Here is a 25,120-nt window from a genome sequence, read left to right as displayed (position 1 = left end):
ATCACTTCGGCCTGCGTTTTTTTTTGCTGTCGCCGCTCTGGTTTACCTGATAACTGAGAGTTTCTGGGCGGTTTCTGTTATTCCCCTCTATCCCTTGGCGGCCCACACATTTTGGGATGCATTGACCGTTTATCTTGATGATGTGGATGAGTGGCGGGACTGGGGGGTTGGGCGAATACCGAAAGGACTGCGCTTCCACTATAAAAACACCGGTAGCAATGTGTTTTTCCTGATCTCTCAAAAGTAAAGGTCGACTCGAAAGATGGTGAGATTCCTGGCCTGACGCTGACATTGAAGAATGGTCAGCGTATCGGGGTGAACTGGTACAACTGTAATCCCCCCGAAAATTAGTCGATAACGGCTCGTAGGTTTCTAAAATTTTTAATAAAAATGCCCTTTCTTCCAGCGAAGACAAGGGCATTTTTTAACGTTCAATTCAGCGCTTAATCGCCGCTTCCATAAACGGCGGCATCACCAACGCCCCTTTATGAATCGCCGCTGAATAGTAGCGGGTATCAAACCCTTTGCCGGTGGCATCGGCTTCCCGGAAGCGGCTCACGTCGGTGTTCTTGCCCGCCAGGGTGCAGCTCCACCAGCCGCTGGGGTACACCGGCTGCGGGAAGGGCAGGGTTTGGGTGGTGGTGAAGCCCGCTTCGCGCATGTTGGTGTGCAGGTCTTTAATGATGGTGTCGCTGTGCAGCAGCGGGGATTCAGATTGCTGCACGATGATGCCGCCGTCGGCCAGCACGCGGTGGCAATCGCGGAAGAAGTCGGCTTTGAACAAACCTTCCGCCGGGCCCACCGGGTCAGTGGAATCGACGATGATCACGTCCACGCTGCCGTCTTCACAGTTGCGCATGTATTGCACGCCATCTTCGAACAATAGCTCGGCACGGCTGTCATCGTTGGACTCGCACAATTCTGGGAAATATTTCTCGGAATAGCGGGTGACCATTTCGTCGATGTCGATCTGGGTGGCTTTTTCCACGCTCGGATGGCGCAGCACTTCACGCAGGGTGCCGCAGTCGCCGCCACCAATAATGATGACACGCTTTGGGCTGGCATGGCTGAACAGTACCGGGTGCGACATCATCTCGTGGTAGAGAAAGTTGTCGCGGGTGGAAAGCATGGTGGCGCCATCGATGGTCATCAGGTAACCGAAGGTGTCGGTTTCCCACATCTCAATGTGCTGGTACTCGGTTTGTACTTCTTCCAGTTTTTGTTTCAGGCGCAGGCCGAAGGCGGTGCCAGCGGAGTCGAAGTGCTCGTAAAACCAGTTTTTTGTGGTGCTGCTCATGGGCGATTCCGGTGGCTGGGAGCGGGCGAGCTCCGTGGTGGACAATAGGGGCGATTGTAAGACCAGAACGGCTCCTGTGAAAGCATGAAAAATGGGTGCTAGCGCGGCCTTTCGGCAGGCATAATGGCGACCATTAACCGCATGATGGCCTGCCCGCGTGTTGCGTGCAGGCGTTTTTTCAGGACCCGCAATGACCGATAACTCTCCCGTACCCGCCAGCGATATCTATAACGTGGATCGTTGGGGCGACAGTTACTTCCGTATCGACGGCCAGGGCCAGCTGTGTGTGCGCCCCAATGGCGAGCAAGGCGGCCAAGCCACGCTGGAAGCGGTGCTGGAAAGCTGCCGGGCGGCTGGCCTGCGGGCGCCGGTGCTGGCGCGCTTCTCTGGCATTTTGCGCCAACGGGTGAAGCTGCTGGCGGGCGCCTTTCGGGAGGCTATCGAGGGGCACCAGTATCAGGGTGACTACACGCCGGTGTACCCGATTAAGGTGAACCAGCAGCGCCGGGTGGTGCACGAAATTCTCCGTGCCCGCGATGACGGCGAGCGGGTAGGGCTGGAAGCCGGTTCCAAGCCTGAGTTATTGGCGGTGCTGGCATTGTCCAACCCCGGCGACACCATTGTCTGCAATGGCTACAAGGATGCGGAATACCTGCGTTTGGCGTTGATGGGCGAAAAGCTGGGGTTCCATGTGCAGATCGTGGTGGAAAAAACCTCCGAGCTGCCGGCGCTGCTGGCACTGGCCGATGAACTGGGGGTGTCGCCGCGCATTGGCCTGCGGGTACGGCTGATGAGTATCAGCAAAGGTAACTGGCAGAACACCGGCGGTGAAAAATCCAAGTTTGGTTTGAGTGCGCCGCAGCTGATGGCGGCCATTGAGCATTGCCGCGCCGCCGGGCGGCTGGACTGCGTGAAGCTGCTGCATTTTCACTTGGGCTCCCAGGTGGCCAATATTCAGGACATTAAAGCGGGCATGCGCGAAGCGGCCCGTTACTACACCGAGATGCGCGCCTTGGGCGCGGCGGTGGAAACCGTGGATGTGGGTGGCGGCCTGGGGGTGGACTATGAAGGCACCCATTCTCGTTCTTACTGCTCCATGAATTATGGGGTGGCCGATTACGCCCGCCATATTGTGCAGACCCTGCAACAGCAATGTGCGGAGCACGGCGTGCCGGAGCCGCATATTATTTCTGAATCCGGCCGCGCGCTGACCGCCCACCACGCAGTGTTGCTGGTGAATATCACCGACCAGGAACAGATGGCGCCGGTGGCGGTGGATGCACCCACCGAGCATGATGCGCCGGAGCTGCAGCAGCTGTGGGGCCTGCAACAGGTGTTGGCCGGCGAGCCGGGCAACCTGCTGGAACGCTTCTCGGAAGTGGCCGGCGCCTGGCAGGATATTCACCAGCGCTATATTGCAGGCGAGTTAGGGCTGGCGGCGCGGGCGCGGGGCGAGCAGTTATACATCAACTGCCTGCTGGCGTTGCGTGGCCGCCTGAATCCGTTGCGCAAACAGCAGCGGGCGCTGCTGGATAGCCTTAACGAAACCCTGGCGGACAAGTTGTTCGTGAATTTCTCAGTGTTCCAATCGGTGCCGGATGTGTGGGGCATTAATCAAGTGTTCCCTGTGTTGCCGCTCTCCGGTTTGGATAAACCGGCGACCCGCCGTGCGGTGATTCAGGACATTACCTGTGATTCCGATGGCCGCATCGACCAGTTTGTGGATGGTGAAGGGGTGGAAGCCACCCTGCCGCTGCCGGAACAGCTCAACGGCCACCTGGGCATTTTTATGGTGGGCGCTTACCAGGAAATCCTTGGCGACATGCATAACTTGTTCGGGGATACGGATTCCGTGGATGTGGATGTGGATGCGCAGGGCAATATCGTGCTGGACCACGCCATTCAAGGCGATACGGTGAGCTCGGTGTTACGCTACGTGAATTACGACCCGGACCGGCTGTTGGCGTCTTTGGAGCAGCATTGTCGCCAAGCGCATTTAAGCGCAGCGGAACAAGATGGCTTCATCGAACTGGTACGCGAAGGGTTGGGCGGGTATACCTATTTGGAATGATTGAGTTGAACGGTCAACTCATTACTGATTCTCAGCCAGCAAGGAGACCACCATGCGTTATGAACTCTGTGCCAGCCAAGATTTACCGGAAGGACAAAGCCGCGCCATGAAGGCGGGGGACACCAAGCTGGTGGTGTACCACCTGAGTGATGGCTTCTATGCCACTCAGGCCCGTTGTAGCCATATGTTTGTGTCGCTGGGCAAAGGCAAAATTCTTAAAGATCAGTGTGTGCAGTGCCCGCTGCACCGGGCCAAGTTTGATATCCGCACCGGTGCCGTCACCGAGTGGGCGAACTTCCCGCCGGGGGTGCAAATACTGAATGTGGTGCGGGGTGAGAAAGCCCTGGAAACTTGGCCGGTAACGGAAGAAGGCGGCCAGCTGTACGTGGAGATCTAATGGCAAATCGGAGCAAGGCGCAGCAGCAAGCCGCGCTGGAGCGGTTGGAAAAATTCAGCCGCTTCACTGACAGCAGTATTGGCATTCCCTTCACCAAGTTTCAAATTGGCGCCGAGGCGATTATTGGTTTGGTGCCGATAGTCGGTGATGCGGCAGGCCTAGTGCTTGGCAGCTATGTGCTGGTGGAGGCCCAGCGGGCCGGCGCCAGTAAGGGCGTGAAGCTGCGTATGCTGCGCAACATGGGCATCGACTTCTTGGGTGGCTTGCTGCCGGTGGTAGGCGATGCCTTTGATGCGATTTACAAAGCCAATACCCGTAACACCCAGCTGCTGAGAAACTACCTGGAAAAGCAGCTGGAAGTGGAGCCGCCGCCACCGCCGTTCCCGTGGTGGACACTGGTCTGGCTGACGGTGCTATTTGCCGTGATTACTGGCGGCCTGACCCTGATTTTGTGATCGATAACCGGCGCGCCTGCGCCGGTTTTTTTGCGCTGCCTGGTGCGCTAATAGCGGCGGTGCTGCTGCATAATCAGGCGACCTGAAACTGCCTTGTTTGTGTGCGCTTACTATCTATGAGAGCCTTTAAAGTCGGGCTTTCCTCTTTCGTCGCTCTTCTCTGGCTGGGCCGGGCCTTAGCGGCATAACAATCCGAATTGAACCCGAACAAGCATTCGCTTTATCGTGCCATTAATTCATTCGCGCCGAAAACCGGGGAAACCCCCCGCAGGCCTCCCGCTGGCATATGAATTCCACTTTGTATGTTAGGGGGCTCGATGCTGTTTTTTACGATGCCGCGCTTGCCACTGTGTACTTTAAGACGCGGAATCTGATTAAGGCATGGGTGCCGACACTGCGAGCGTGATGTTGCCGGTGCGCCTGTTTAATCGAGCGTGTCGCCATAACCTGTTGAGATAATCGTAATGATGAATTTTTTGAAGCAGCGTTTTATCAAGCCCAGTAAAAATGCCTATGCGGTGGTGACCGGCGCCGGTAGTGGTATCGGTCGCAGCTTTGCACTGGAGCTGGGCAAGCGCGGTGGCGCGGTGGTCTGTGCCGATGTGAATCTGAAGGCTGCCGAAGAAACGGTGGCGTTACTGAACGCGCAGGGCGCGAAGGGGTTTGCCGTTCACTGTGACGTGGGCGATGCCAAGCAGGTCGCTGCCTTGGCCGAAAAATCCGCAGCGTTGCTGGGGCACCCGGTAACCCTGGTCGTCAACAACGCCGGCGTTGGTCTGGGGGGCAAGTTCGATGAGCTGAGCCTGGAAGACTGGCAGTGGTGCATGCATGTGAATCTGTGGGGCGTGATCAACGGGTGCCATTATTTTGTACCCGGTTTCAAGACGCAGGGGCACGGCGCCATTATCAATGTGGCGTCTGCGGCGTCGTACACAGCGGCGCCAGAAATGAGCGCCTATAACGTGAGCAAGGCAGGGGTACGTGCCCTGTCTGAAACCCTGTTTTCGGAATTGGCCAAGGATAATATTCGGGTGAATGTGCTGTGCCCGACACTGGTGCCCACCAATATTATTAAGAATGGCCGTATCCCCGACCGGTACGCCAAGCTGGCGGATCATGCGCTAATGAACTACGCCATGACCACCAGTGAGAGCGTGGCCAAGCTGACCCTGAACCGCCTGGATAAGGGCGAGCTGTACACCACCCCCCAGGTGGACGCCAAACTGTTTTGGATAATGAAGCGGGCGTCGCCCCGTCTTTACGCCAAGTTCATGAGTTTCTCTTACCGCTTTGTTCGCACCAAGGAGGCATAACATGGCCGCAGCAAAAAAAACCAAACCCTCAGCGGCCAAGGGCCCTGCGGAAAAAATTTATGATTCGTTTATTGTCGGTGCCGGTATCTCCGGTATTGCCGCCGCGATCAAGCTGAAGAAAGAAGGCTATAACAATTTCAAAATCATCGAGCGAGCGGACCGAGTGGGAGGCACCTGGCGGGAAAATACCTACCCCGGCTGTGGTTGTGATGTGCCGTCATCGTTGTATTCCTATTCATTTGCGTTGAGCAGCAAGTGGAGCCACCTGTTTGCTAAGCAGCCTGAAATTCTCAGCTACTTGGAAGAGGTGAGTGACAATTTTGATATTACGCCGCTGATTGAATTCAATACGAATTTGCAGAGCGCGACCTGGGATGAAAGTCGTTACCTTTGGGTGTTGGGAACCTCTAACGGAGAGCACTTGGCGCGGACGGTGGTTTTTGCCACCGGGCCGATTACCGAATCCAAGACCCCTGTGCTCCCTGGGCTGGAAAGCTTCAGCGGGGAAATGTTCCATTCCGCCAAGTGGAACCACGATTACGACCTGACCGGGAAACGGGTGGCGGTGATCGGTACTGGCGCGTCAGCCATTCAATTCGTGCCGCAGATTCAGCCCAAGGTGAAAGAGTTGTTTGTGTTCCAGCGCACGGCGCCTTGGGTGCTGCCCAAGCCGGACCTGCCACTGGGGGATAGAGTCAAACAGACGATTGAAGTGCTGCCGGTGATTCAGCGTGGCTGGCGCAATGCGGTGTCCAGATCGCTGAATGTGATTAACTTTGGCCTGCGTAACCCTAAGGTGTTGAGGCCCATTAGTACTGCAGCAAAACAGCTGCTACGGCTACAGATTAGTGACAAGGCCTTGCGCAAGGCGGTAACGCCGGACTTTACCCTGGGCTGCAAGCGCGTGCTGTTCGCCAATGATTACTACCCGGCTTTGCAGGCAGACAATACCCACCTGATTCCCCACGGGTTGGTAGAAGTGGATGGCAATACTGTGGTCGCGGCCAACGGTGAACGCCATGAAGTGGATGTGATTATCTGGGGTACCGGCTTTGAAGTGTCGCACCCGCCGATTGGCAGCAAGGTGGTGAATGCCAATGGTGATCGCCTGTCGGACCTTTGGAAAGACACGTCGCCGGAAGCGTATCTGGGCGCGGCCTTGGAAAATACGCCCAATGCGTTTTTGGTGCTGGGCCCCAACGTTTTGGTCTACGACTCCTTTATCGGGCTGGCCGAGGCGCAGCTGGATTACATTATCGATGGCCTGAAAAAAGTGAAGGACAACGATATTGGCAAAATCTCCATTCGCTCTGATGTGCTCAGACAGCATAACGCCAAGGTGCAAAAACACTTGAAAGGCACGGTGTTTAATAGTGGTGGCTGCAAGAGCTATTACCTGGACCAGAACGGCCGCAACTTCGCCGCCTGGCCTTGGTCATTGGCCGAATTGAAGCGACGGCTGAGTGTGTTTGATCTTGATGATTATGACGTGACGTACCGTAATGAAGCGGTGTTGAGCAAGGTGTCCTGAATACGGTACGGATAAATAAAAGCGCACGGTTTTAGGGCCGTGCGTTTTTTTTGCCAAAACGATTCTCGGTGTGGAGTCGGATGACGGCCTTCGGCCTAATTCGCCATACCGATGAACCGTGCGGTTTTGTAAGTCGAATTCGCTTGAAAGACGTAACACGAGAGCCTGAGCGACCCTCTTAATGCATGGCCTGGCCGAGCTGCTCCAGGTACTGGCGCATGTCACTGCGCAGCGGCTCATCCAACTGCTCGGTTTGCTGCTGCATGTGATGTAGCCATTGGCCTTGCTGATCGTTGTGGCGCCACTGGTGGTAGCAGTATGCCTGTAGCACAAAGGCCTGCAGGCAAGCGGGCTTTTCCATGTCTTCTTCGTTGGCCAGCGCAATGCGCGGGAAGTGTTGGTGGAGCTTATTGGCGAAGGCGCCGGAGGCTATGCCGATTTGTTGGCCTTGGGGGTTATGTACCGGGGTGTTCAGGTAACCACAACTGGGCGAGCGGGCTTTGAGGACGAAACCACTCAAGGGTTGTTGCAATGTGGCCGCCACGTTTTCCAGTGCGTCGGTCACATCCTGTTGGGGCTGATCGACTCCCCGAACCCGCAGGCGGCCCTCCAGTTGCACCACCTGAATAGGGGGGCGCGGTACGGGCAGGCCAATGGCCACCTCCGGGCAGGTTTCCCGAAAGCGTAACCAGGGCGCCAGCTGGTGGATCACAATGGCATTGTGTTTGTGGTCGCCGTCGTAGCGTACCTTTTGCCCGGTGAGGCAGGCACTAACGCCAATGATGGGTTTTTGCCACTCCTGCTGCGGCAGGTCGAAGCCCATTTTTTCCAATAAATCCGTTAGCATGGCAGGCCTCCCTTCTTCCCCAACGGTGACAGGTTATGCAAGGCGTTTTTCTGGATACCGATACCCTGGTTCCCAGTGAGCTGGACTTCAGCACCTTCGACACTTTGTTGTCGTGGGCGTGCTACCCGCAGACCCGTGCCGACCAGTGTGCGGCTAGGCTGGAAGGTGCGCAGGTGGTGGTGACCAACAAGGTCGTTTTGGATGCCGCCACGCTGAAAGCCTGTCCTTCCCTTAAGCTTATCTGCATTTGCGCCACTGGTACCAATAATGTGGATTTGGCTGCGGCCTCTGCCCTGGGCATCACGGTTTGCAATGTGACGGGCTATGCGCGCGCCTCGGTGGCACAGCATACGATGGCCCTGCTGTTGTCGCTGGCGGCTCGGCTGGTTCCCTACCATGAAGCGGTGCGTAGCGGGGAGTGGAGCCGTGCCTCGCAGTTCTGCCTGCTTGACCATCCAATGATGGAGCTGTCGGGTAAAACGTTCGGGGTTATCGGTTATGGCGATTTGGGCCGCGAAGTTGCCCGGCTGGCAAAGGCGTTTGGCATGCAGGTGCTGGTTGCCGAATCGTTTCAGGCCCAGGGCAATCAGCCCGGCCGGGTACCGATGGCGGAGCTGTTGCCGGCGGCGGATGTGATTAGCCTGCATTGCCCGCTAACAGCGCAGACCGACAAGCTAGTGGACGCGGCGTTTTTGTCGCAGATGAAACCCGGCGCAGTGTTGCTGAACACCGCCCGCGGCGGGTTGATTGATGAGCCTGCATTGGCGCAAGCGTTGCGCAGTGGGCAACTTGGCGGGGCCGGGTTGGATGTGCTCAGCAGCGAGCCGCCTTCGATGGCGCATCCGTTGCTGGCGGACGGTATCCCCAACCTGTTGATTACCCCCCACAATGCCTGGGGCACCCGCGAATCCCGGCAACGGTTGCTCAATGGTGTGGTGGAGAATATTCGCCAATGGCAGGCGGGTACGCCAATGAACGTGGTGTGTTGATCTGTCGCTGATCCCCGCAGCCTCGGCATGGATGCCACTGACGGCACCGATAAGTACAATGGTTTGGCCTTTAGGTTTTATGCATGCCTGTGAATGCTGTGCGGTCAAAATACAGTCTGTCGTGTTCAGCATTAGGCGCTAGGGTCTAAGGCCTGCGCGGGCTTTCAGGCCGGCCATGCAAAAGGCTTTTTAACCGCCAGCGAGGGAACGACGATGTGGAAACAGAGCAACATCACTCTCACCGCTAAACGGCGTGGCTGCCATTTGGTGACCCGTGAAGTGTTGGAGCAGCTGCCGGAGTTGGCTGAGCTAGAGATAGGCTTGCTGCACCTGTTTATTCAGCACACTTCTGCATCGCTCACCGTGAATGAAAATGCGGACCCGGATGTGCGCGGTGATCTTGAGCGGCACCTGAATGTAATGGTGCCGGAGAACGCGCCGTATTATGAGCACACTCTGGAAGGGCCGGATGACATGCCGGCGCACATTAAGAGCGTACTGATAGGCCCTTCATTGAGCTTGCCTATTAGTAACGGGCGGCTGGCGCTAGGCACGTGGCAGGGTATTTACCTGTGCGAACATCGCGATAACGCTGGCACAAGGCGGCTAGTGGCGACGATTCAGGGGGAGTGACTCGCCGAGCCTGAAGGAGCCTTGTGTGGGTAAGGCGCGGGCAAGGCGCGGGCGGTGCCGCTTGCCTGCCCGCGTGAACGCATGCGGTGTTGGGTTATTCTGAGATCCACTGCAGGAATTCGCGACGCTCTTGCTGGGTGGCCTGTTTCCATTGCGCTTTAAGCGTATCCAAGTAGCTGGCCCCGGGCGCGACGCTGGTGCTCTTTTGTGCATTGGCGGCATTGGCCCCTGCTGCATTTTGGGGGGCAATGCTGTTGCTGGTAGCGGTGGTGACTTCTTCGCCGGTGATTGGCGCCAGGAAACCGCGGTTAAGGATCAGATCAGATTCTTTGGCCGCCACTTTTTCCCCGGTTTCGGTATTGCTGGCCCAGCCGCTAAAGCTGTCTTCCATGGCGCGGGCCTCTTCCACATTCTGGGGTTTGTCGAAGCCCAGCTGCCATTGGTCGCCTGCCTTGCCATCGATGATGAAGTTGGCTGGGTTGGTTTTCACAATCTCATGATTGTCCACATCCAGTTGCCATAACTCTTTGTAATAGGCGAGGATTTCATAGCGGCCGGGCGCTAACTTCAGTTCCTTAAAGTCGGTGGCGAAAAAGGTGTTTACGCCTTCCAGTTCTTTGCCGTTAATGGTGAACACTTCGATTTCGCTGGGCACCTTAACGGTGAGCACTTGGCTGTCGGCTTTGGCTGGGCCATCGTATAGCTGTACCACGGGGCTGCGGGCGCAGGCGGCCAGAAACAGGGCGCAAAGGGTTACGGTAAGCAGGCGCAGGGGCAACATGACTTCTCCTTAGGGCGGTTGATGACGCGGCCGGCCAGTCTGGCCTGCGCCTGTGTCAGTTATGTGACAAATCGATAGGGGTATTAGAACCCCCAGCTCTCCACCTTGCTAGGTGGCTGGTTGCGATTCAGGGCAGACATGCCCCGGGCGCACCGTACAATCCACCAGACGGAGATTAGCACCATCAACAGCCAGCCAATCAGGGCCAGGGTGGTGATGCCGGCAATAAACCAGTACAGCAGGCCAATCCAGAAGGTGCGGTACTGAAACCGAAAATGCTCGCGTAGCGGTGGTGGAGCATCGCTGACATTAATGTGAGCAAGAATCACGCCGACAATGGCGGTAAGCCCGCCGGTGATCAGACCCAGCAAATGTAGCACATAGATGATGCGAGCCAGGTTGGCGGTGCTGGTGTTACTCATTGTTGGGCCTCTTTGCTGGCGGGAGCCTTCGGCGGATGCTGCGCCTAGCCCCCGATTACGTTGGCCGCCGCTCAGTAGGGTCGCTACGGCAATAAGGGGAAGAAGCAGGGCGAGCATGGCCATTTTTTTGACCGCGTGCTCTATTCGTTGGGCCGATGCTTCTTCGCTGTTATTACTTTACCGGACTCTGAATGTGGCGAGAACGGGGGGTTAGTCTGCTTTGATATGTTTTTGATCCCGGGGCAGAGTGTCGCCGCGTAGCTGGATGACGGTTTTCTGCAGCAGCAGGTTGTTGGGCAGGGTGTAGCGATGGCCCAGTTCATCTTGAATGGTAATGAAGATCAGCCCCATGTGGCGGACCTGGCCGGTGACAGTGTTGTCGCCGTCCAGTAAGCGGATTCGGTCGCCGACCCGGTAAGGCGCACTGAAGAACAGAATGATGGCGGCGGTAGTGTTGCTCAGCATGGACCAGCTAGCAAACAGCGCCACGCCGAGCAGTGCCATCAGTGAGGTGGCGAAAACCATGATGCCGTCGCCTTTTAAGCCCCACAAAATGCTTAGCGCCAACAGGCAAAGGAGCAAGCTGCTGCTGTTGATCACCACGGCGGTTTGAAAAATACGCGCGCGACTATAGCCCCGGCGGCGGCCCAGCCGTTTGGTTGCCCCACGCAGGGCGATGGACAATACCCAGCCGACCAGCAGCACCATCACGGTGAGCAGCCACTTCATTACCACTGAATCCATGTTTATCCGTGTTTGCCAGATACGAAAGGGTTGTGGCTGCGTTCATGGCCAATGGTGGACATGGGGCCGTGGCCGGGAATAAAGGACACGTCGTCGTCCAAGGTTAGCAGCTGGTCCTTGATCGCTTGGATCAGTGTGTCGTGGTCGCCTTTGGGGAAATCCGTGCGGCCTATGGAACCGTTAAATAGGACATCACCCACCACCACCAGTTTTGCTTCGGGCTGGTAGAACACTACGTGGCCGGGAGTGTGCCCGGGGCAGTGGCGCACTTCGAAACGGGTTTCCCCCACGGTGACGCTATCGCCGCCTTCCAGCCAGCGGTCTGGCGTGAATGGGCGTGATGGAGCAAAGCCCATCATTTGTGCTTGCTGGGGCAGCATATCAATCCAGAATTGATCGTCCCGGTGCGGGCCTTCAATGGGCAGAGATAGCCGCTCTGCCAGGTCTGCCACGGCACCAATATGGTCAAGGTGCGCGTGGGTGACGAGGATTTTTTCCGGTGTGCCGCCTATTTGCTCAAGGGCGGTGAGGATGTTTTCCAGGTCGCCGCCTGGGTCCACGATAGCCACCTTGTTGGTCGCTTCGCATTTAAGAATAGAACAGTTTTGTTGGAACGGGGTGACCGGCACGATGGCGTACTTCATGGCTATCTATTCGGTGGAGAATGTGCCCGCAGTATAGCGCTAATTTGGGTAAGGATTCATACCTCCACCGTTGGGCCGAAAGGATAAATAGTGGCAGATTCAGACGCAGTTAAGGTTTGCGGTTGGCCTCTTAGTGGTACTTTAAGTGTCTACATAACTCATAAAGGAAGGGAATCATGGATATGGAGCAAATACAGCCGTATCTGGACAAGGGAATTGAGCTAAGCATGGCCTATTTGCCTAAGGTGCTGCTAGCGGTGATTACATTGATTGTGGGCTTCTGGATCATCAAGAGGGTGATCAAGGGCATGAACCGGCTGCTGGGCTTCAAGGCCGTGGACGATACCTTACAGAAGTTTATGACCAGCCTTGTTGATGTGCTGCTTAAAATTTTGTTGCTGGTGGCGGTGGCAGGAATGGTTGGCGTACAAACGACGTCCTTTATTGCCATGCTGGGTGCCATGGGGTTGGCGGTGGGGCTGGCGTTGCAAGGAAGCCTGGGCAACTTTGCTGGCGGTGTGCTTATCCTGCTCTTCAAACCGTACCGGGTGGGGGACATTATTGAAGCCCAGGGGCATACCGGAAAAGTATGGGATATTCAGATTTTCAATACCATCCTCACGACCTACGACAACCAGCGCATCGTGATTCCCAACGGACTCATGTCCAATGGCTGTATCAAAAATATTTTTGTGGAGCCGCAACGGCGCATAGATATTGAATTTGGTATTGGCTATGGCGATAGCATTGAGCAGGCTCGGGCCGCGATTCAATCGGTGATTGATAACGATGATCGCATTCTGGATGGTGGTAGTTTCGACGCCGATATTTTTGTTTCGGCCCATGCGGATAGCAGCATTACAATGTTGACTCGGGCGTGGGTGAATTCGGAAGATTATTGGCCGGTGTATTTTGGTTTGTTCGAGCAGGTGAAATACGCCTTTGATAAAGCCGGTATTACCATTCCGTTCCCCCAGCGGGATGTGCATTTATTTCAGCAGAGCGGAGGCGAAAGTTAGACGCTAAAACGCGAGGTGAATTGGTGATACCAAAAAGAGGGGCCGTGATCAGTGATGATCGCGGCCCCTTTTTTTGGCGTGGAAAGGGTGTGGTTGCGTTTCAACGTTAGGCTCTTTTTTCTAGCACCACGGGTAATCCATCTTTTGGCATGATCAGCGGTACTTGCTGGGTGGGCAGTTCGTAGCCGGGTTTGACGCTAACGCGGTAACGTTTCAGAAACTGGAACAGAAAAGTCTTGGTTTGTAATTCAGCGAAATTCAGACCTAAGCATTTGTGATGGCCGCCGCCGAAAGGGACCCACTGGTAAAAGTGCTTCTTGTGCTCGGCGCGTTCGTCGCTGAAGCGTTCCGGGTCGAAGGTGGTCGGGTTGCTCCAGTAGTCTTCCATGTAGTGTGTGTAGAGCGTGGATATACTTACCAAGGTGTTCTTTGGCAGGGTATAGCCCTGATACTCAATCTCTTTGACTGTGCGCCGGGGGAAGGTGGTGAGCGCGGGTCGCATGCGCAGGGTTTCGCGAAAGACCCAGTCGGTTTTTTCCATTTTCGCCAAGTCGTCATAGTCTAGCGTTTCTTTATTCAGCCCTTCTATTTCTTTCACCAGTATATCTTGCCAGTTCGGGTGTTTGGCTAGCATGTAGACAATGGAGCACAGGGTGCTGGTGGTGGTGTCGTGGGCGGCGAACAACAGGAAGATCATGTGGTTCATCACGTCTTTATCTGAGAGGCCCCCTTCTTCGTCTGCGGCCTTGCAAAGCTCGCTGAAGAAATCGGGTGTGTTACTGGCCCGTTTTTGTGGAATCAGCCCGGTGACAAACTTTTCCAAATAGCGGCGCCCTTTCATGCCACGGTGCCAGAGCAGGCCCGGGATGGGCAGACGAACGACGGCCAAAGAGGCGTCGGTTGCGTCGATAAAAGACTGGTTCACCTTGTTGGACTCCGGCCCCATTTCCAAGCCGAAAAAGATTTGTGCGCCCACGTCCAGTAACAAAGACTTGATATGGTCTTGGAACCTCAATTCTTTGCCTGTGGGCCAGTGGCTGATCTCACTGCCAATGTGACCGTTCATGCGGCCTAGATAACTGGCCAAGGCGGGTTTTTTAAATGCCTGCTGCATGATGCGGCGGTGAAATTTATGGTCGGCAAAATCACGCAACATTAAACCGTCGGTGAACAGCTTTTCCAAGATCGGATTCCAGGCCGCCCGGCTGGAAAAAGCATGTTCCGGGTCCTTGAGAACAAACTCGTTGGCATCGGGGCCGAGCAGCGTCACCCCGTGCTGGAATAACACCGAGTTTTTGAAAATCAGCCCATGCTTAGCCGCTTGCTGGGTGACCATTTTGTGATAGTCCTTCAGAAACGGCACGGTATGCCCGAGTAACGGCCAGCCGTAGTCACCAGGGATATCCTTGAGCTTGCGTTGTGGCATCCGGGGCAGTTGTGCAGCCTCTTGCTGGGCGACTTCCATACGGTTCATGGCGGTTCTCCGATAAACTCTTGATAGAAATTGAATTTACCTTTGGGGAGTAGCCTAGAACAGGGGCTGTTGGCAACGGTCAAATCATGCTGTGCTGTCCAGCCGCCCAGGTATGACACGTGCTAGCATTGGCGGATTGCGTAAGGAGAGAATGTATGTCCAAACCTGCGGCTAGATTTGAGCCCTTGGCGCTGGCGGTATTGACCGTGAGTGATACCCGAACCCCGGAAACCGATACCTCCGGAGACCTGCTGGTAGCGCGGTTAAAAGAGGCGGGGCATACCCTGCAAGCGCGGCAGATAGTGAAGGACGATATCTATCAGCTGCGCAAGGTGGTTTCTGATTGGATTGCCGACGATCGGATACAAGGGATTGTGACTACCGGTGGCACCGGGTTTTCAGGGCGGGACTCCACCCCGGAGGCGCTGGCGCCTCTGTTCGACAAGACCATTGAGGGGTTTGGCGAACTGTTCCGGCAGGTGAGCGTGGAGGATATTGGTTCTTCCACTATTCAGAGTCGTTGCCTGGCCGGGCTGGCCAACCGCACGGTGATTTTTTGCCTGCCAGGGTCCAATAATGCGTGTGCCACAGGGTGGGATCGCATTATTGTCGAGCAGCTGGATGCCCGTCATCGGCCCTGTAACTTTGTTGCCCAAGTGCGCCGATAAAGCGAATGTTGTCGCGGTGATTTGAAAGGAAGAGAAAAATGCACGCAGGCAAGCAACCCTTAATGCCAGTGGCACAAGCGCTGGAGCGGTTACTGGATTCGGCGCGCCCGTTTCGGGCAATCACCGAGGTGCCGTTGGCCGGTTGTCAGGGGCAGTATTTGGCTGAGCCCGTTACCTCACGGGTAGATGTGCCGGCGTTTGATAACGCGGCCGTAGATGGTGTGGCGCTGCGCTATTCGGACCTGGGCGAGCCGGGGCTAACACGGCCCATGCCGCTGCGTGTGGCGGCGGGTGATGCGCCTGCCACGATAGTTTCAGGTCAGGTGGCGCGGATTTTTACCGGTGCACCGGTGCCTGCCGGGGCCGATACGGTATTGATGCAGGAAGACTGTGAAATTGCTGAACACCGGGTGCGTTTGCCGGGTAGAGACACGGTGACGGCCGGGCAAAATATTCGCCCGGCGGGGCAGGATGCTCGGCACGGCGAAGTGGTGCTGGCGCGGGGTGAGAGGCTGACCCCCCAGGCGGTGGGGCTGACTGCTTCCGTTGGGATCGCGACGGTAAAAGTGTATTCCCCCAGGGTATTGATTCTCACCAGCGGCGATGAAATCCAGTCGCCGGAAGAGTCCCCGTTACCGGGAAAAATTTTCGACAGCAATGGCCCCCTGCTAGCGCAGTTGCTACAGCAAAGCGGCTTTGTGAATGTGCATCGGGAACATCTGCCCGATGACCCGGCCATTATCCGCGAAACTCTCAATGATTTACTCTCCGATTCAGCGCAACGCCCGGATGTGATTATTTCTACCGGCGGGGTGTCTGTGGGCGAAGAAGATCATTTGCGAGCGGTGCTTGCCGAGCAGGGGGAGTTAGATTTTTGGCGCCTCGCGATTAAGCCAGGTAAGCCGTTTACCTACGGCAACCTTGGCGGTATCCCCTTCTTTGGGCTGCCGGGAAACCCCTCTGCGGTGTTGGTGTGCTATCTGATGCTGGTGTTGCCAATGTTGCGGCGCTGTTGTGGCGCGGATGCGGTATTGCCAACGGCCATGTCTTTGCCGGCGGACTTCACTATCAACAAGCCGGCCAAACGACAGGAATACCTGCGTGTGCGCTGCGTGGTTGACGCCGCTCAAGCGGTGCTGCAAAAGCACCCTAATCAGAGTTCCGGCATGCTCAGCTCGGCCGTGTGGGCGGATGGCCTGGCCGTGGTTCCGGTGGGCTGTACGGTGGCTCCGGGAGATGCTTTGGCGTTCTTTTCATTTTCTGATTTGTTGTCGGGGTAGGTTGCATGGTGAGCCATAGGTAGGGGGGGGGCTTGACCATGGTTAGTGACGACTTTTTCCGGCAATGGCGTTCAAGGTGCCCGCTGGGGGGCCGCAAATCGGTTATAATGTGGCCCCGATAAAGGAGCCGTTACATGACACTGGAATCTTCGTTGCTTGCCCGCGCCAATTCTTGTTGTGAGCTTTGTGGGGCGAGCAATGCTCTTGCTGTATATCCGGTACCCCCTGAATCCGATGGCAGTGCCGAGCAAAGCGTACTGCTGTGTGAAACCTGCCAAACCCAGCTGGATAATCCCGGCAATGAAGACGTTAATCACTGGCGTTGCCTTAACGACAGCATGTGGAGCCAGGTGCCCGCTGTGCAGGTGCTGGCATGGCGAATGCTAACGCGTTTGCAGGGGGAAGGCTGGCCCCAGGATCTGCTTGATATGCTTTACTTGGAGGACGACACCCTCGCCTGGGCCCAGGCTACAGGGGAGGGCCAGAATGAAGAAGCGGGGGAATTACACCGCGATAGTAATGGCGCCGTGTTAGAAGCCGGCGATTCGGTCACGCTGATTAAAGACCTGAACGTGAAAGGCGCCAACTTCACCGCCAAACGCGGCACCCCAGTGCGCAATATCTCTTTGGTGCAGGATAATCCTGAGCACATTGAAGGTCGGGTTGAAGGCCAGCGGATTGTTATTCTGACTCAGTTCGTGAAGAAAAACTGATGCCCTGTAGCCTGATCCTCGGCGGCATTCGTTCCGGCAAAAGTGCGTTGGCGGAAAAGCGCGTTACCGAGTCAGGCGAACCGGTGGTATATGTGGCCACGGCGACGGCAGGCGATGGTGAAATGAGTGATCGCATTCGTCGCCATCGCCTGCGCCGCCCGGCGGGGTGGGGGCTAGTGGAAGAGCCATTGCATCTGGGGGCTTTGCTGAACCGCCAGGCCAGGTTGTCCCCGCTCCCCTGCGTGTTGATTGATTGCATGAGCCTATGGGTGAGTAATTTGCTGCACGCAGGGGACGCTACTTTTGTTCGCGAGCGAGACAGTTTTCTGGCGGCGCTGGGGCAGTACCCCGGCAATGTGGTGGTAGTCAGCAACGAAGTGGGGCTAGGGATTATCGGCATGGATCCGCTAACCCGTCGCTTCGCCGATGAGCTGGGCTGGTTGAATCAGTCGTTAGCGGAAAAATGCGATACGGTGCTGCTGTCGGTGGCCGGGCTCACGCAGACGCTAAAAGGGGCGTAATTCAACGCTCTAAAGGGCGGGTGTGCGATGCCCGCATCACAAATACACCTCATCACATACACCTCAAAGGTCGCGACCAAAACGCTCAGTTAGCCGGGCTTACCCGCGTTTCAACGTGGAAGCTTCAACCCAGAATTACCCGTGCCGTATCAAGCAACTCAAGGTGCCGAATTCGCTGGCATCTAGCCGCACCCGTGAGCGGCAGGCGTAAGGCACCTGAAAGCCGGCCATGGCTTTGCTGGGGGCTATGCTGAGTACGTGGCTTAGCACCATGCGAATGACGCCGCCGTGGCACACCAATAGCACCCGCTGGCCCTTCAATGTGTTTTGCCACAGCGCCCAGGCTTCACCGATGCGTTGATGAAAATCCTGAATAGTTTCCGCATTGCTCGGTGGGTGGCTTTCTGCATCGCGCCAGAAGTTGGCTTGGTGATCGCCGTATTCCTGGGCCACCTGCTCGCGGGTTTTTCCTTCCCAGTCGCCGAAGCTGATTTCTTTAAAATCGTGCGCTACGGTCATCGGCAAATTCTTTTCCTTGGCCAGCTCGGCGGCAAATTCCCGGCAACGTAATAGGGGCGAGCTGAGGATGTGGTCCCACTGATCGTCGCCGGTAATGGCATTACGCATTTGCTGCCAGCCCTGCTCGCTTAGCGGGTCATCTTTGTGGCCCCGGTACATTTGCCCGCCGGCGGGCTCACCATGACGAATCAGGTCAAAAATAGTGGTGCTCATCGGTATCTATTCCCGTTCTTGTAGGTTGGCTTCGGCGTTACTGTAATCCGGCAAAATTAGTTTTCGTTGCTGACATTGGCGTCGGCAAAGGTCGCCATCTGATTGTGTAGCGCGCAGGCATTGCGTAATAACGGTACTGCTACAGCCGCGCCACTGCCTTCGCCCAAGCGTAGGGAAAGATCCAGCAGCGGGGTGGCGTCCAGGGCGTGCAGCAGCCGTTGGTGGCCGGGCTCGCGTGACTGGTGAGCGAACAGTAACCAGGGGCGTAATTGTGGTCGAAGTTGGCAGGCGGCAAGGGCTGCTGTGGAGACAATAAAACCGTCCACTAATACCGGGATGCCGCGTACCGCGCAGCCGATAAAGGCGCCAGCCAGAGCGACGATTTCAAAGCCCCCCAAAGAGGCCAGCACGGCCAACGGTTCGGGCCGGGTGCCGTGACGGGCTAGGGCCTGGGCAATCACTTGGGCTTTGTGGGCAACGCCTTCTGGTGTCAGCCCGGTGCCAGGGCCGGTGAGTGCGGTGGCGTCTTCGCCTAATAGTGCGCAGGCCAGGGCGGTGGCGCTGGTGGTGTTGCCAATGCCCATCTCCCCGCCAATAAACACGTCGGCTTGGCGATCGGCGGCCCGTTGCGCAGCGCGATCTCCGGCGGCGAGTGCGGCCTGCAATTGGGCGTCGGTCATGGCGGGTTGGCGGGCTAGGTTTCCGGTGCCCGGGGCGATGTGTTCATCAATCACGCCGTCGTCAATGGGCAGCGGGCTGACGGTGCCCAGGTTGATTACTTCCAGAGCGGCGCCTAGTTGTTTTGCCATGACACTGATGGCAGCTCCGCCAGCAACAAAATTGGCAATCATCTGCCCGGTGACGGCTTGGGGAAAGGCGGAGATGCCTTCCTCGCAGACGCCATGGTCGGCGGCGAAAACGGCAATGCAAACCTGCTCAATGCGTGGCAGGTTTGTCGCCTGCAGGCCCGCCAGGGTGACCGCCAGAGATTCAAGTTCGCCTAGTGAGCCGGCGGGTTTGGTGAGCTGGGCTTGGCGGTGCAGGGCGGCTTGCCGATGGGGTTCGCTGGGGGCGTCAATCGGCTGTTGCCAAGGCAAAGGCGTACTCACGAGTGTCTCCGGTTGGGGCGGCGCAGGGCCGGAAAGCGGCAAATCCTCTGCCCCGCAACCGGGAGTGTCAAGTACACTGCCCGCCATCGATACCGGACAATGACGGCAAAATCATGCTTTCTGTTTCCCTGATAAGTGCTGCTGTGGCAGCGATTGTGCTGGATTTTCTGCTGGGCGAGCCGCGTCGCTGGCATCCGCTGGTGGGGTTTGGTCGGCTGGCCGGGTGGTTAGAGCAGCGTTGGAATGCGGCTGCGCCGGGTAGTGTGTTCAAGGGGGCCGGAGCGGTGCTGGTCTTGGTGCTACCGGTGGTGCTGTTGGCTGTGCTGATGTTGTCGACCCTGCCAGGGTGGGCCTGCTGGCTGTTGCAGGTGGTGGGCTTGTGGCTGGTGATGGGCGCGCGCAGTTTGGCCGACCATGGCCGTACGGTGGCCGCACCGTTACGGGCGCAGAATGTGCCTGAGGCCAGAGAACAGGTAGCGAGAATTGTTAGCCGTGACACACAGGCACTGGATGCCAACGGGGTGGCACGGGCCGCCACCGAATCCGTATTGGAAAATGGGGCCGATGCGGTGTTTGCCAGCCTGTTTTGGTTTGTGGTGGCGGGGCTGCCCGGTGCGATATTACATCGGTTGGTGAATACGCTGGATGCCATGTGGGGGTATCGCACCGCTCGTTTCGAACGCTTCGGTAAGGCTGCCGCGCGGCTGGATGACGGCCTTGCTTGGTTGCCTTCGAGACTGACCGCGCTGAGTTATGCGCTAGTGGGCGGGTTGCACGGCCGCTTCTGGACCGCGTTGCGCTGCTGGCGGCAGCAAGCCAAGGGCTGCGATAGCCCCAATGCGGGGCCGGTGATGGCCGCCGGCGCAGGTGCGCTGGGGGTGCAAGTGGGCGGCGGCGCCCCGTACCACGGTGGCTGGAAAAATAAGCCGTTGTTAGGAGAGGGCCGGCCTGCGGATGCGGACAGCATCGACGCGGCCATTGTACTGGTGTGGCGTAGCGTATTGTTGTGGTTACTGGTCTTTATAGCGGGAGCGTTGGTGTGAGCGTGGCAAAGCTGGACCATGGTGGCGGGGTGCATAACGCGGCGAGACGTTGGGGGATTCCCCCGCATCACTGGCTGGATTTGTCCACGGGGATTAGCCCTTGGTCTTGGCCTGTACCGGCAGTGCCGGAGCATGTTTGGCGGCGCTTGCCGGAAGATGACGATGGCCTGGTGGATATTTGTCGTGAGGTGCTGGCGCTACCCAGCAATGCCGATTGCCTGCCGGTGCCGGGGAGCCAGGCGGCATTGCAAACCTTGCCTTTATTGCGGCCCCGTTGCCGTGTGGGTGTGCCTGCGGTGGGGTATGCGGAACATGCGCAGGCTTGGGCGCGAGCAGGCCATGAGGTCATACCGCTGGCCTACGACCGCATTGAGGCCACCTTGGCGACGCTCGATGTGCTGGTGTGTATTAATCCCAATAACCCCACAGGGAAGCTCACGGACAGTGAAACGCTGTTGGGCTGGCATCAGCAGTTGCTGAAGCGAGGTGGCTGGCTGGTGGTGGATGAAGCGTTTTTGGACGCGACTGAGGGGCAGTCTTTGGCGCCGCTGAGTGATCGAGCTGGATTGATTGTGCTGCGTTCGCTGGGCAAGTTTTATGGTTTGGCCGGTTTGCGTGCGGGGCTCGTCACGGCGACGCCGGATTTGTGTTCTCAAATGGCTCAGCGGTTAGGGCCCTGGGCGGTGAATCACCCGGCCCGTTTTGTGATGGCTAAGGCGCTAACCGATGCTGATTGGAAACAGCGTCAATATCAGCGGATTACAACGGCACACCAACGGCTGCTGACGGTGCTGAGTGACGCAGGCCTGCAAGCAGAAGGCGATTGTGGATTATTTGCTTGGTGCAAGACCGATAAGGCCAACGCCCTCGCCGAGGCACTGGCCCGGCAGGGCGTGTTGGTTCGGCTTTTCCCCGATGTGCCCGCATTGCGTTTTGGTTTGCCTGGGCACGATCGGGGATGGGCGCAATTGGCCGCGGCGCTTTAATGATGACCGCGCAGCCCCGTTTTGCTAGACCATAAGGTTTCTTTCCAGACAATTCCCAGGTTCCAGCGATGCTCTTTTTCGGGCAGGGACTCGTCCTGAACGGCTTCCGCGCGGATGGCGATATTTTTCCGCCATTGCCACCGCCAGATGGCGGTGAGGCGCTGCGGATCATGCTCAAGAGGATTGGCTAACCCGCTGTCCTGCGCTAATTGTGGCGCTGCGGCACCGGTGAGCTTGTTGTCGGTGTTCAGTTGTTCTGCACGCAGCCCAAAGGTATGCGCTCGCCAAGTAATGGAGGGCTGTAGCCAGCCGCCTTGCTGGGTGGCGGTGAAGTTTGCTTCACGGCCGATGCCGTCATGCACTACGCCATCGGGTTTTGCCTGCATCCACTCACCGTCGAGGGCTAATGCCCAATCCGGATTGAGTTTATATCCCAGCTTGAAGTGAGCGCCGGCGATTTCTGTTTCGCCGGTGTAGCGTGTGTCCGGAAAGAGGGTGGCGATTTCGCCTGGAGGTGCTACCGGTACATGTTGATGGCCGCCTCCGTAGCGATGGTCGCTACGTGACTCCGCTTCTGCGCTGTAGAACCACCCGCCCAGCGTTAGCGCCAACCGTTCGCCTTGCCACTGGTATTGGCCAAATACATCCCAGGCGCCGCCATTCTCTGTGTCGGTAGCGGGGAAGGCTTTGCCTTTCCAGACCTCGGCGCCAAGGGAAAAGCCTGCCATTTGATGCCACCAGAAGCGTAAGCCATCATCATGGAAATCGCGCCCGAACAGCACATCCAGCGCTAGCGGACTTTCGCTGGCGAGCCGGTCTACGGAATGCTGAGCCAGCCCAGGGGAGAATTGGGCAGACATCCTGCCTGCCTCCACCAGCCAGGGTCCGGTATCGTCACAACAGACCCAGCCGACATACGCATGCTCTAGCTCGGCACCGCCGTGATCATCATCACCGCCGGCGTGGTGGTTGAATTTGATGACCCCGTAGAAATTCTCATCAATACGGTGAGCGACACCCAGGTTCAGTTCATCAATCTGCGCCCCTTTTTCCGCCGGCCAAGCTTCGCCTCCCATCATGGTGCCAGGGATTTGCCAGTAATCGTAATCGCCAATCACGTTAGCGGACCGCCATGTGGCGGCGAGACTGGCGTCTACGGTGGTGGGGTTATTTTGGCTGGGCACACTGTGTGCCAGGCTCAGGGAGCTGGCAGCCATCAGTGGAGCTAAAAAACGGAATTTCATGGGGTGGTGTCCTGCGGGCTGCTCTCGGTCCAGGGGTTGGAAAAACGCGGGTTATTAATGAATTCTTCGTCGGTGAGCGATTCCAGGAAAGCCACCACATCGGCTATTTCAGAATCGGAAATAGAGAAAGAAACGATGAAGCTATCTTTGTATGGGCTCATGCGCCCGTCGCCTGTATTAGGGCCGCTGGTAATGTTGCGCCCACCTGCCGCGTAGTTGCGTATCACCTGTTCCAGCGTTTCCACGGAACCGTCGTGGTTATAGGGGGCGCTGAGGGCTACGTTTCTTAACGAGGGAGCCCTGAACTGACCCATGTGATGGGCTTTGCCGGTCAGTTCGTAGCGACCGGTATTGGGTTCGGGGTAGCCTCCAAGGCCATCGATGTTGTACAGACCATTGTTGTGGAATTGTGCTTCGATATAACTGGTGCGACGGTCCACTGTGGCATCGCTGAAATTGTAGGTTCCATGACAATGAAAACATTCCAGCTTTTCACTGTTGAACAGGGCGGAACCGCGCTTGGCTGAGGCGGATAGCTCATTGCGATCAAACGGGCTATTGAACGACGCCAAACCGCGCACAAAGGAAGCCAATGATTTGACGATGTTGTTATAGGCAGTGTCGCCAAATAACGGCTCATCCTGCTCAGGAAAGGCCGCTGCAAACAACGGCGCATAGACAGGGTCGGATTGCAGATTCATGAGAATCTGTTCCGAGTTAGCGCCATTGATGCCATGTTCGATAGGGTCATCACCAAACAGGGGCAGCATAATTTGCTGTTCAATGGTGCTGAGCACTGGGTTGCCCCAGGTGAGGGTGTTGTACCAGGCCACATTCACCAACGCTTGGCTGTTACGCGGGTGAAGTGTGCCGGTGGCGCCAGCGGGGCGGTCAACGCCATCACTAAAGGCTTTGTCCTGGTGGTGGCAGCTGGAGCAGCTGATGGTGCCATTGACGGAGAGTCGCTTGTCATAGAATAGATGCCGGCCGAGTTGAAACTTTTCTTCCGTCATCGGGTTGTCCGCCGGTTCGCGGGGCAGCGGAATGTTTTCCGGGAGTTGCCAGTCATAGGCGGAGTAGGACGCGCCTTGATCATCTACCCGGGTTTCGCTCTGCTCTGGGCAGCCGCTTAGGAGCAGCGTGCCGAGCACAAGGAAAAGGCCGGGCGATTGCCCGGCCAAAAGGAGAAATGGCTTCTTCATCATTTCGGTACGATAGAAAAGACACTTTGCTCGACTGCTTCGGTGTCACCCCATGGCAGGCCCAGGCGCTTGAAAACTGCGGGACATTCCGGGTCGCTGAATCCTGACATACAACCACTGGCACCGCCTTCATCTTGGGATAGATTGCTTCCTTCCACCAGTTTGGCGTAGTCCAGTTGAATGGCGATGTCTTCTAAATTTGCTCCTTCCAAGGGCAGCTTAATCGTTGTGCGGTTTGGATTGTCGCAGGGTTCGGGTTCTTCACCGTTGGCCGTATCGGCGCTGCAACCAGTGCTGCCAATATGCAGGTTCCAGCGGTTGCTGCTCCATGTATCTTCGCCGGGGCGAGTAATGCCCCCTACCGGTTTAACATCCAGACCGGTAAATTTGTAACCCACCTGCCAGCTCCAGGCCATGCCGCTGGCTGTCCCTGGGTTGTCCAGCGGTGCTTCCGCCAGTGACTGATCCAAATGATTGAGTTCGAACGGCACGCCTAGAGTGAACTGCAGGTCGCTAATGACGAGCTCACTGTCCACATCCACTTTGATGGTAATGGTGTCGTTGAAATTCGTGTTGGCTCCTTCGCCGGCACAGTTCTCATCTTTGTCGCGGAAATCGAGCAGGGCCACGTCGGCGTTTTGTGATTTGGCGTCTGCGTCCAGTGCTACGGGAATAACCTGGCCTTCATCGGTAACCACCGCCAGATCGTGAACGAAGAAGCGGAAATCAGCCAGGCTGGTAGATGAACCTGCGGTACCGAGGGACTGCAAGGTTGCATCGCAGCTGATGTCAGTCGTCCCTGCCACGGCCTTTACTGGAATTTCGATGGTGCGAGCGGTGCTGGATCTGCTGCTCTCCCAAGCACGGTCGCCCGATGAACTTGAGCCTCCGCAACCTGTCAGAATGGTGGCTAAGGATGCGGTGGCCAGAGTCAGAATTCGCATGATAATCCCCGATTTTTTGAACAAAGCACGCGACAAGGTCTGCGCTGTAGGTGGGGGATTA

At 57.1% G+C, this 25,120-nt stretch carries 26 protein-coding genes; 14 read left to right on the top strand and 12 right to left on the bottom strand.

What is annotated here, in order from left to right; genetic code table 11:
• Positions 1–436: 436 nt before the first annotated feature.
• Complete coding sequence (gene speE / locus AS19_RS12270; RefSeq protein ID WP_011589673.1) at positions 437–1,297, bottom strand: polyamine aminopropyltransferase; 861 nt, start codon at positions 1,295–1,297, stop codon at positions 437–439.
• A 190-nt stretch (positions 1,298–1,487) separates the two neighbouring features.
• Between speE and speA the strand changes: the two genes are divergently transcribed.
• The 5 genes from speA (at position 1,488) to AS19_RS12245 (ending at position 7,064) form a co-directional block, all read left to right on the top strand.
• Positions 1,488–3,368, top strand: a complete 1,881-nt coding sequence (gene speA, locus AS19_RS12265; RefSeq protein ID WP_035461665.1) for a biosynthetic arginine decarboxylase — start codon at positions 1,488–1,490, stop codon at positions 3,366–3,368.
• A 52-nt stretch (positions 3,369–3,420) separates the two neighbouring features.
• Entirely contained in the window at positions 3,421–3,765 is a 345-nt protein-coding gene (locus tag AS19_RS12260; protein WP_011589671.1) for a Rieske 2Fe-2S domain-containing protein, read from the top strand.
• The gene (locus AS19_RS12255; RefSeq protein ID WP_011589669.1) at positions 3,765–4,220 is read left to right on the top strand and encodes a DUF4112 domain-containing protein; all 456 of its coding nucleotides are present in this window, start codon (positions 3,765–3,767) and stop codon (positions 4,218–4,220) included. Before AS19_RS12260 ends, AS19_RS12255 begins: the two co-directional genes overlap by 1 nt.
• A gap of 464 nt (positions 4,221–4,684) precedes the next feature.
• Positions 4,685–5,533, top strand: a complete 849-nt coding sequence (locus tag AS19_RS12250) for an SDR family NAD(P)-dependent oxidoreductase (RefSeq protein WP_035461667.1) — start codon at positions 4,685–4,687, stop codon at positions 5,531–5,533.
• A 1-nt stretch (position 5,534) separates the two neighbouring features.
• Positions 5,535–7,064 (top strand): NAD(P)/FAD-dependent oxidoreductase, encoded by a 1,530-nt coding sequence (locus AS19_RS12245; RefSeq protein WP_011589667.1) that lies wholly within the window; start codon positions 5,535–5,537, stop codon positions 7,062–7,064.
• Positions 7,065–7,242: 178 nt separating this feature from the next.
• On the opposite strand, the gene AS19_RS12240 is transcribed toward AS19_RS12245, so the two are convergent.
• Positions 7,243–7,911 (bottom strand): DUF523 domain-containing protein, encoded by a 669-nt coding sequence (locus AS19_RS12240; protein WP_046962141.1) that lies wholly within the window; start codon positions 7,909–7,911, stop codon positions 7,243–7,245.
• Between the two features lie 35 nt (positions 7,912–7,946).
• Between AS19_RS12240 and AS19_RS12235 the strand changes: the two genes are divergently transcribed.
• Together AS19_RS12235 and AS19_RS12230 are read left to right on the top strand one after the other, a co-directional pair.
• Positions 7,947–8,900, top strand: coding sequence for a 2-hydroxyacid dehydrogenase (locus AS19_RS12235; RefSeq protein WP_011589665.1), 954 nt, complete (start codon positions 7,947–7,949; stop codon positions 8,898–8,900).
• A 213-nt stretch (positions 8,901–9,113) separates the two neighbouring features.
• On the top strand, positions 9,114–9,533 hold the full coding sequence (locus tag AS19_RS12230) for a secondary thiamine-phosphate synthase enzyme YjbQ (protein WP_011589664.1): 420 nt from the start codon (positions 9,114–9,116) through the stop codon (positions 9,531–9,533).
• A gap of 94 nt (positions 9,534–9,627) precedes the next feature.
• On the opposite strand, the gene AS19_RS12225 is transcribed toward AS19_RS12230, so the two are convergent.
• The 4 genes from AS19_RS12225 to AS19_RS12210 form a co-directional block, all read right to left on the bottom strand.
• Complete coding sequence (locus AS19_RS12225) at positions 9,628–10,314, bottom strand: DUF2057 domain-containing protein (RefSeq protein WP_011589663.1); 687 nt, start codon at positions 10,312–10,314, stop codon at positions 9,628–9,630.
• Between the two features lie 83 nt (positions 10,315–10,397).
• Positions 10,398–10,736, bottom strand: coding sequence for a hypothetical protein (locus AS19_RS12220; RefSeq protein WP_011589662.1), 339 nt, complete (start codon positions 10,734–10,736; stop codon positions 10,398–10,400).
• Positions 10,737–10,946: 210 nt separating this feature from the next.
• Complete coding sequence (locus AS19_RS12215) at positions 10,947–11,480, bottom strand: mechanosensitive ion channel domain-containing protein (protein ID WP_011589661.1); 534 nt, start codon at positions 11,478–11,480, stop codon at positions 10,947–10,949.
• 2 nt (positions 11,481–11,482) lie between these two features.
• A complete protein-coding gene (locus AS19_RS12210) occupies positions 11,483–12,124 on the bottom strand; it encodes an MBL fold metallo-hydrolase (RefSeq protein WP_011589660.1) in 642 nt (213 codons plus the stop codon).
• Positions 12,125–12,300: 176 nt separating this feature from the next.
• On the opposite strand from AS19_RS12210, the gene AS19_RS12205 reads away from it, so the two are divergent.
• Positions 12,301–13,143 (top strand): mechanosensitive ion channel family protein, encoded by an 843-nt coding sequence (locus tag AS19_RS12205; RefSeq protein ID WP_011589659.1) that lies wholly within the window; start codon positions 12,301–12,303, stop codon positions 13,141–13,143.
• Between the two features lie 106 nt (positions 13,144–13,249).
• Here AS19_RS12205 and AS19_RS12200 read toward each other — a convergent pair whose 3' ends face one another.
• On the bottom strand, positions 13,250–14,617 hold the full coding sequence (locus tag AS19_RS12200; protein ID WP_046962140.1) for a cytochrome P450: 1,368 nt from the start codon (positions 14,615–14,617) through the stop codon (positions 13,250–13,252).
• Positions 14,618–14,772: 155 nt separating this feature from the next.
• On the opposite strand from AS19_RS12200, the gene moaB reads away from it, so the two are divergent.
• The 4 genes from moaB (at position 14,773) to cobU (ending at position 17,799) form a co-directional block, all read left to right on the top strand.
• Positions 14,773–15,285, top strand: coding sequence for a molybdenum cofactor biosynthesis protein B (moaB, locus tag AS19_RS12195; protein ID WP_011589657.1), 513 nt, complete (start codon positions 14,773–14,775; stop codon positions 15,283–15,285).
• A 38-nt stretch (positions 15,286–15,323) separates the two neighbouring features.
• The gene (gene glp, locus AS19_RS12190; protein ID WP_046962139.1) at positions 15,324–16,565 is read left to right on the top strand and encodes a gephyrin-like molybdotransferase Glp; all 1,242 of its coding nucleotides are present in this window, start codon (positions 15,324–15,326) and stop codon (positions 16,563–16,565) included.
• A 134-nt stretch (positions 16,566–16,699) separates the two neighbouring features.
• A complete protein-coding gene (locus AS19_RS12185; protein WP_035461720.1) occupies positions 16,700–17,278 on the top strand; it encodes an alkylphosphonate utilization protein in 579 nt (192 codons plus the stop codon).
• Positions 17,278–17,799 (top strand): bifunctional adenosylcobinamide kinase/adenosylcobinamide-phosphate guanylyltransferase, encoded by a 522-nt coding sequence (gene cobU, locus AS19_RS12180; RefSeq protein ID WP_046962138.1) that lies wholly within the window; start codon positions 17,278–17,280, stop codon positions 17,797–17,799. The genes AS19_RS12185 and cobU overlap by 1 nt, the downstream gene beginning before the upstream one ends.
• 135 nt (positions 17,800–17,934) lie before the next feature.
• Here the strand turns inward: cobU and AS19_RS12175 are convergent, their stop codons facing one another.
• Complete coding sequence (locus AS19_RS12175; RefSeq protein WP_011589653.1) at positions 17,935–18,531, bottom strand: histidine phosphatase family protein; 597 nt, start codon at positions 18,529–18,531, stop codon at positions 17,935–17,937.
• Positions 18,532–18,587: 56 nt separating this feature from the next.
• Complete coding sequence (gene cobT, locus AS19_RS12170) at positions 18,588–19,640, bottom strand: nicotinate-nucleotide--dimethylbenzimidazole phosphoribosyltransferase (RefSeq protein ID WP_052753770.1); 1,053 nt, start codon at positions 19,638–19,640, stop codon at positions 18,588–18,590.
• Positions 19,641–19,753: 113 nt separating this feature from the next.
• On the opposite strand from cobT, the gene cbiB reads away from it, so the two are divergent.
• Both cbiB and cobD read left to right on the top strand, forming a co-directional pair.
• A complete protein-coding gene (gene cbiB, locus AS19_RS12165) occupies positions 19,754–20,683 on the top strand; it encodes an adenosylcobinamide-phosphate synthase CbiB (RefSeq protein ID WP_046962137.1) in 930 nt (309 codons plus the stop codon).
• Positions 20,680–21,669: a threonine-phosphate decarboxylase CobD gene (gene cobD, locus AS19_RS12160; RefSeq protein WP_035461732.1), complete on the top strand. Its 990-nt coding sequence runs from the start codon at positions 20,680–20,682 to the stop codon at positions 21,667–21,669. Before cbiB ends, cobD begins: the two co-directional genes overlap by 4 nt.
• Here the strand turns inward: cobD and AS19_RS12155 are convergent.
• Genes AS19_RS12155 through AS19_RS12145 form a run of 3 tightly spaced genes read right to left on the bottom strand, consistent with a single transcriptional unit; the run spans position 21,666 to position 25,059 of the window.
• The gene (locus AS19_RS12155) at positions 21,666–22,913 is read right to left on the bottom strand and encodes a hypothetical protein (RefSeq protein ID WP_035461734.1); all 1,248 of its coding nucleotides are present in this window, start codon (positions 22,911–22,913) and stop codon (positions 21,666–21,668) included. The two genes, cobD and AS19_RS12155, sit on opposite strands and share 4 nt — an antisense overlap.
• On the bottom strand, positions 22,910–24,118 hold the full coding sequence (locus AS19_RS12150) for an MbnH family di-heme enzyme (protein WP_046962136.1): 1,209 nt from the start codon (positions 24,116–24,118) through the stop codon (positions 22,910–22,912). The genes AS19_RS12155 and AS19_RS12150 overlap by 4 nt, the downstream gene beginning before the upstream one ends.
• A complete protein-coding gene (locus AS19_RS12145; RefSeq protein ID WP_046962135.1) occupies positions 24,115–25,059 on the bottom strand; it encodes an MbnP family copper-binding protein in 945 nt (314 codons plus the stop codon). Before AS19_RS12145 ends, AS19_RS12150 begins: the two co-directional genes overlap by 4 nt.
• Between the last annotated feature and the right edge of the window lie 61 nt (positions 25,060–25,120).

It is taken from the genome of Alcanivorax sp. NBRC 101098, assembly GCF_001010505.1.
In the GTDB taxonomy this organism is placed as follows: domain Bacteria; phylum Pseudomonadota; class Gammaproteobacteria; order Pseudomonadales; family Alcanivoracaceae; genus Alcanivorax; species Alcanivorax borkumensis.
The sequence above is the reverse complement of the archived record's forward strand: the minus strand, read 5'-3'. Positions and strand labels throughout refer to the sequence as shown.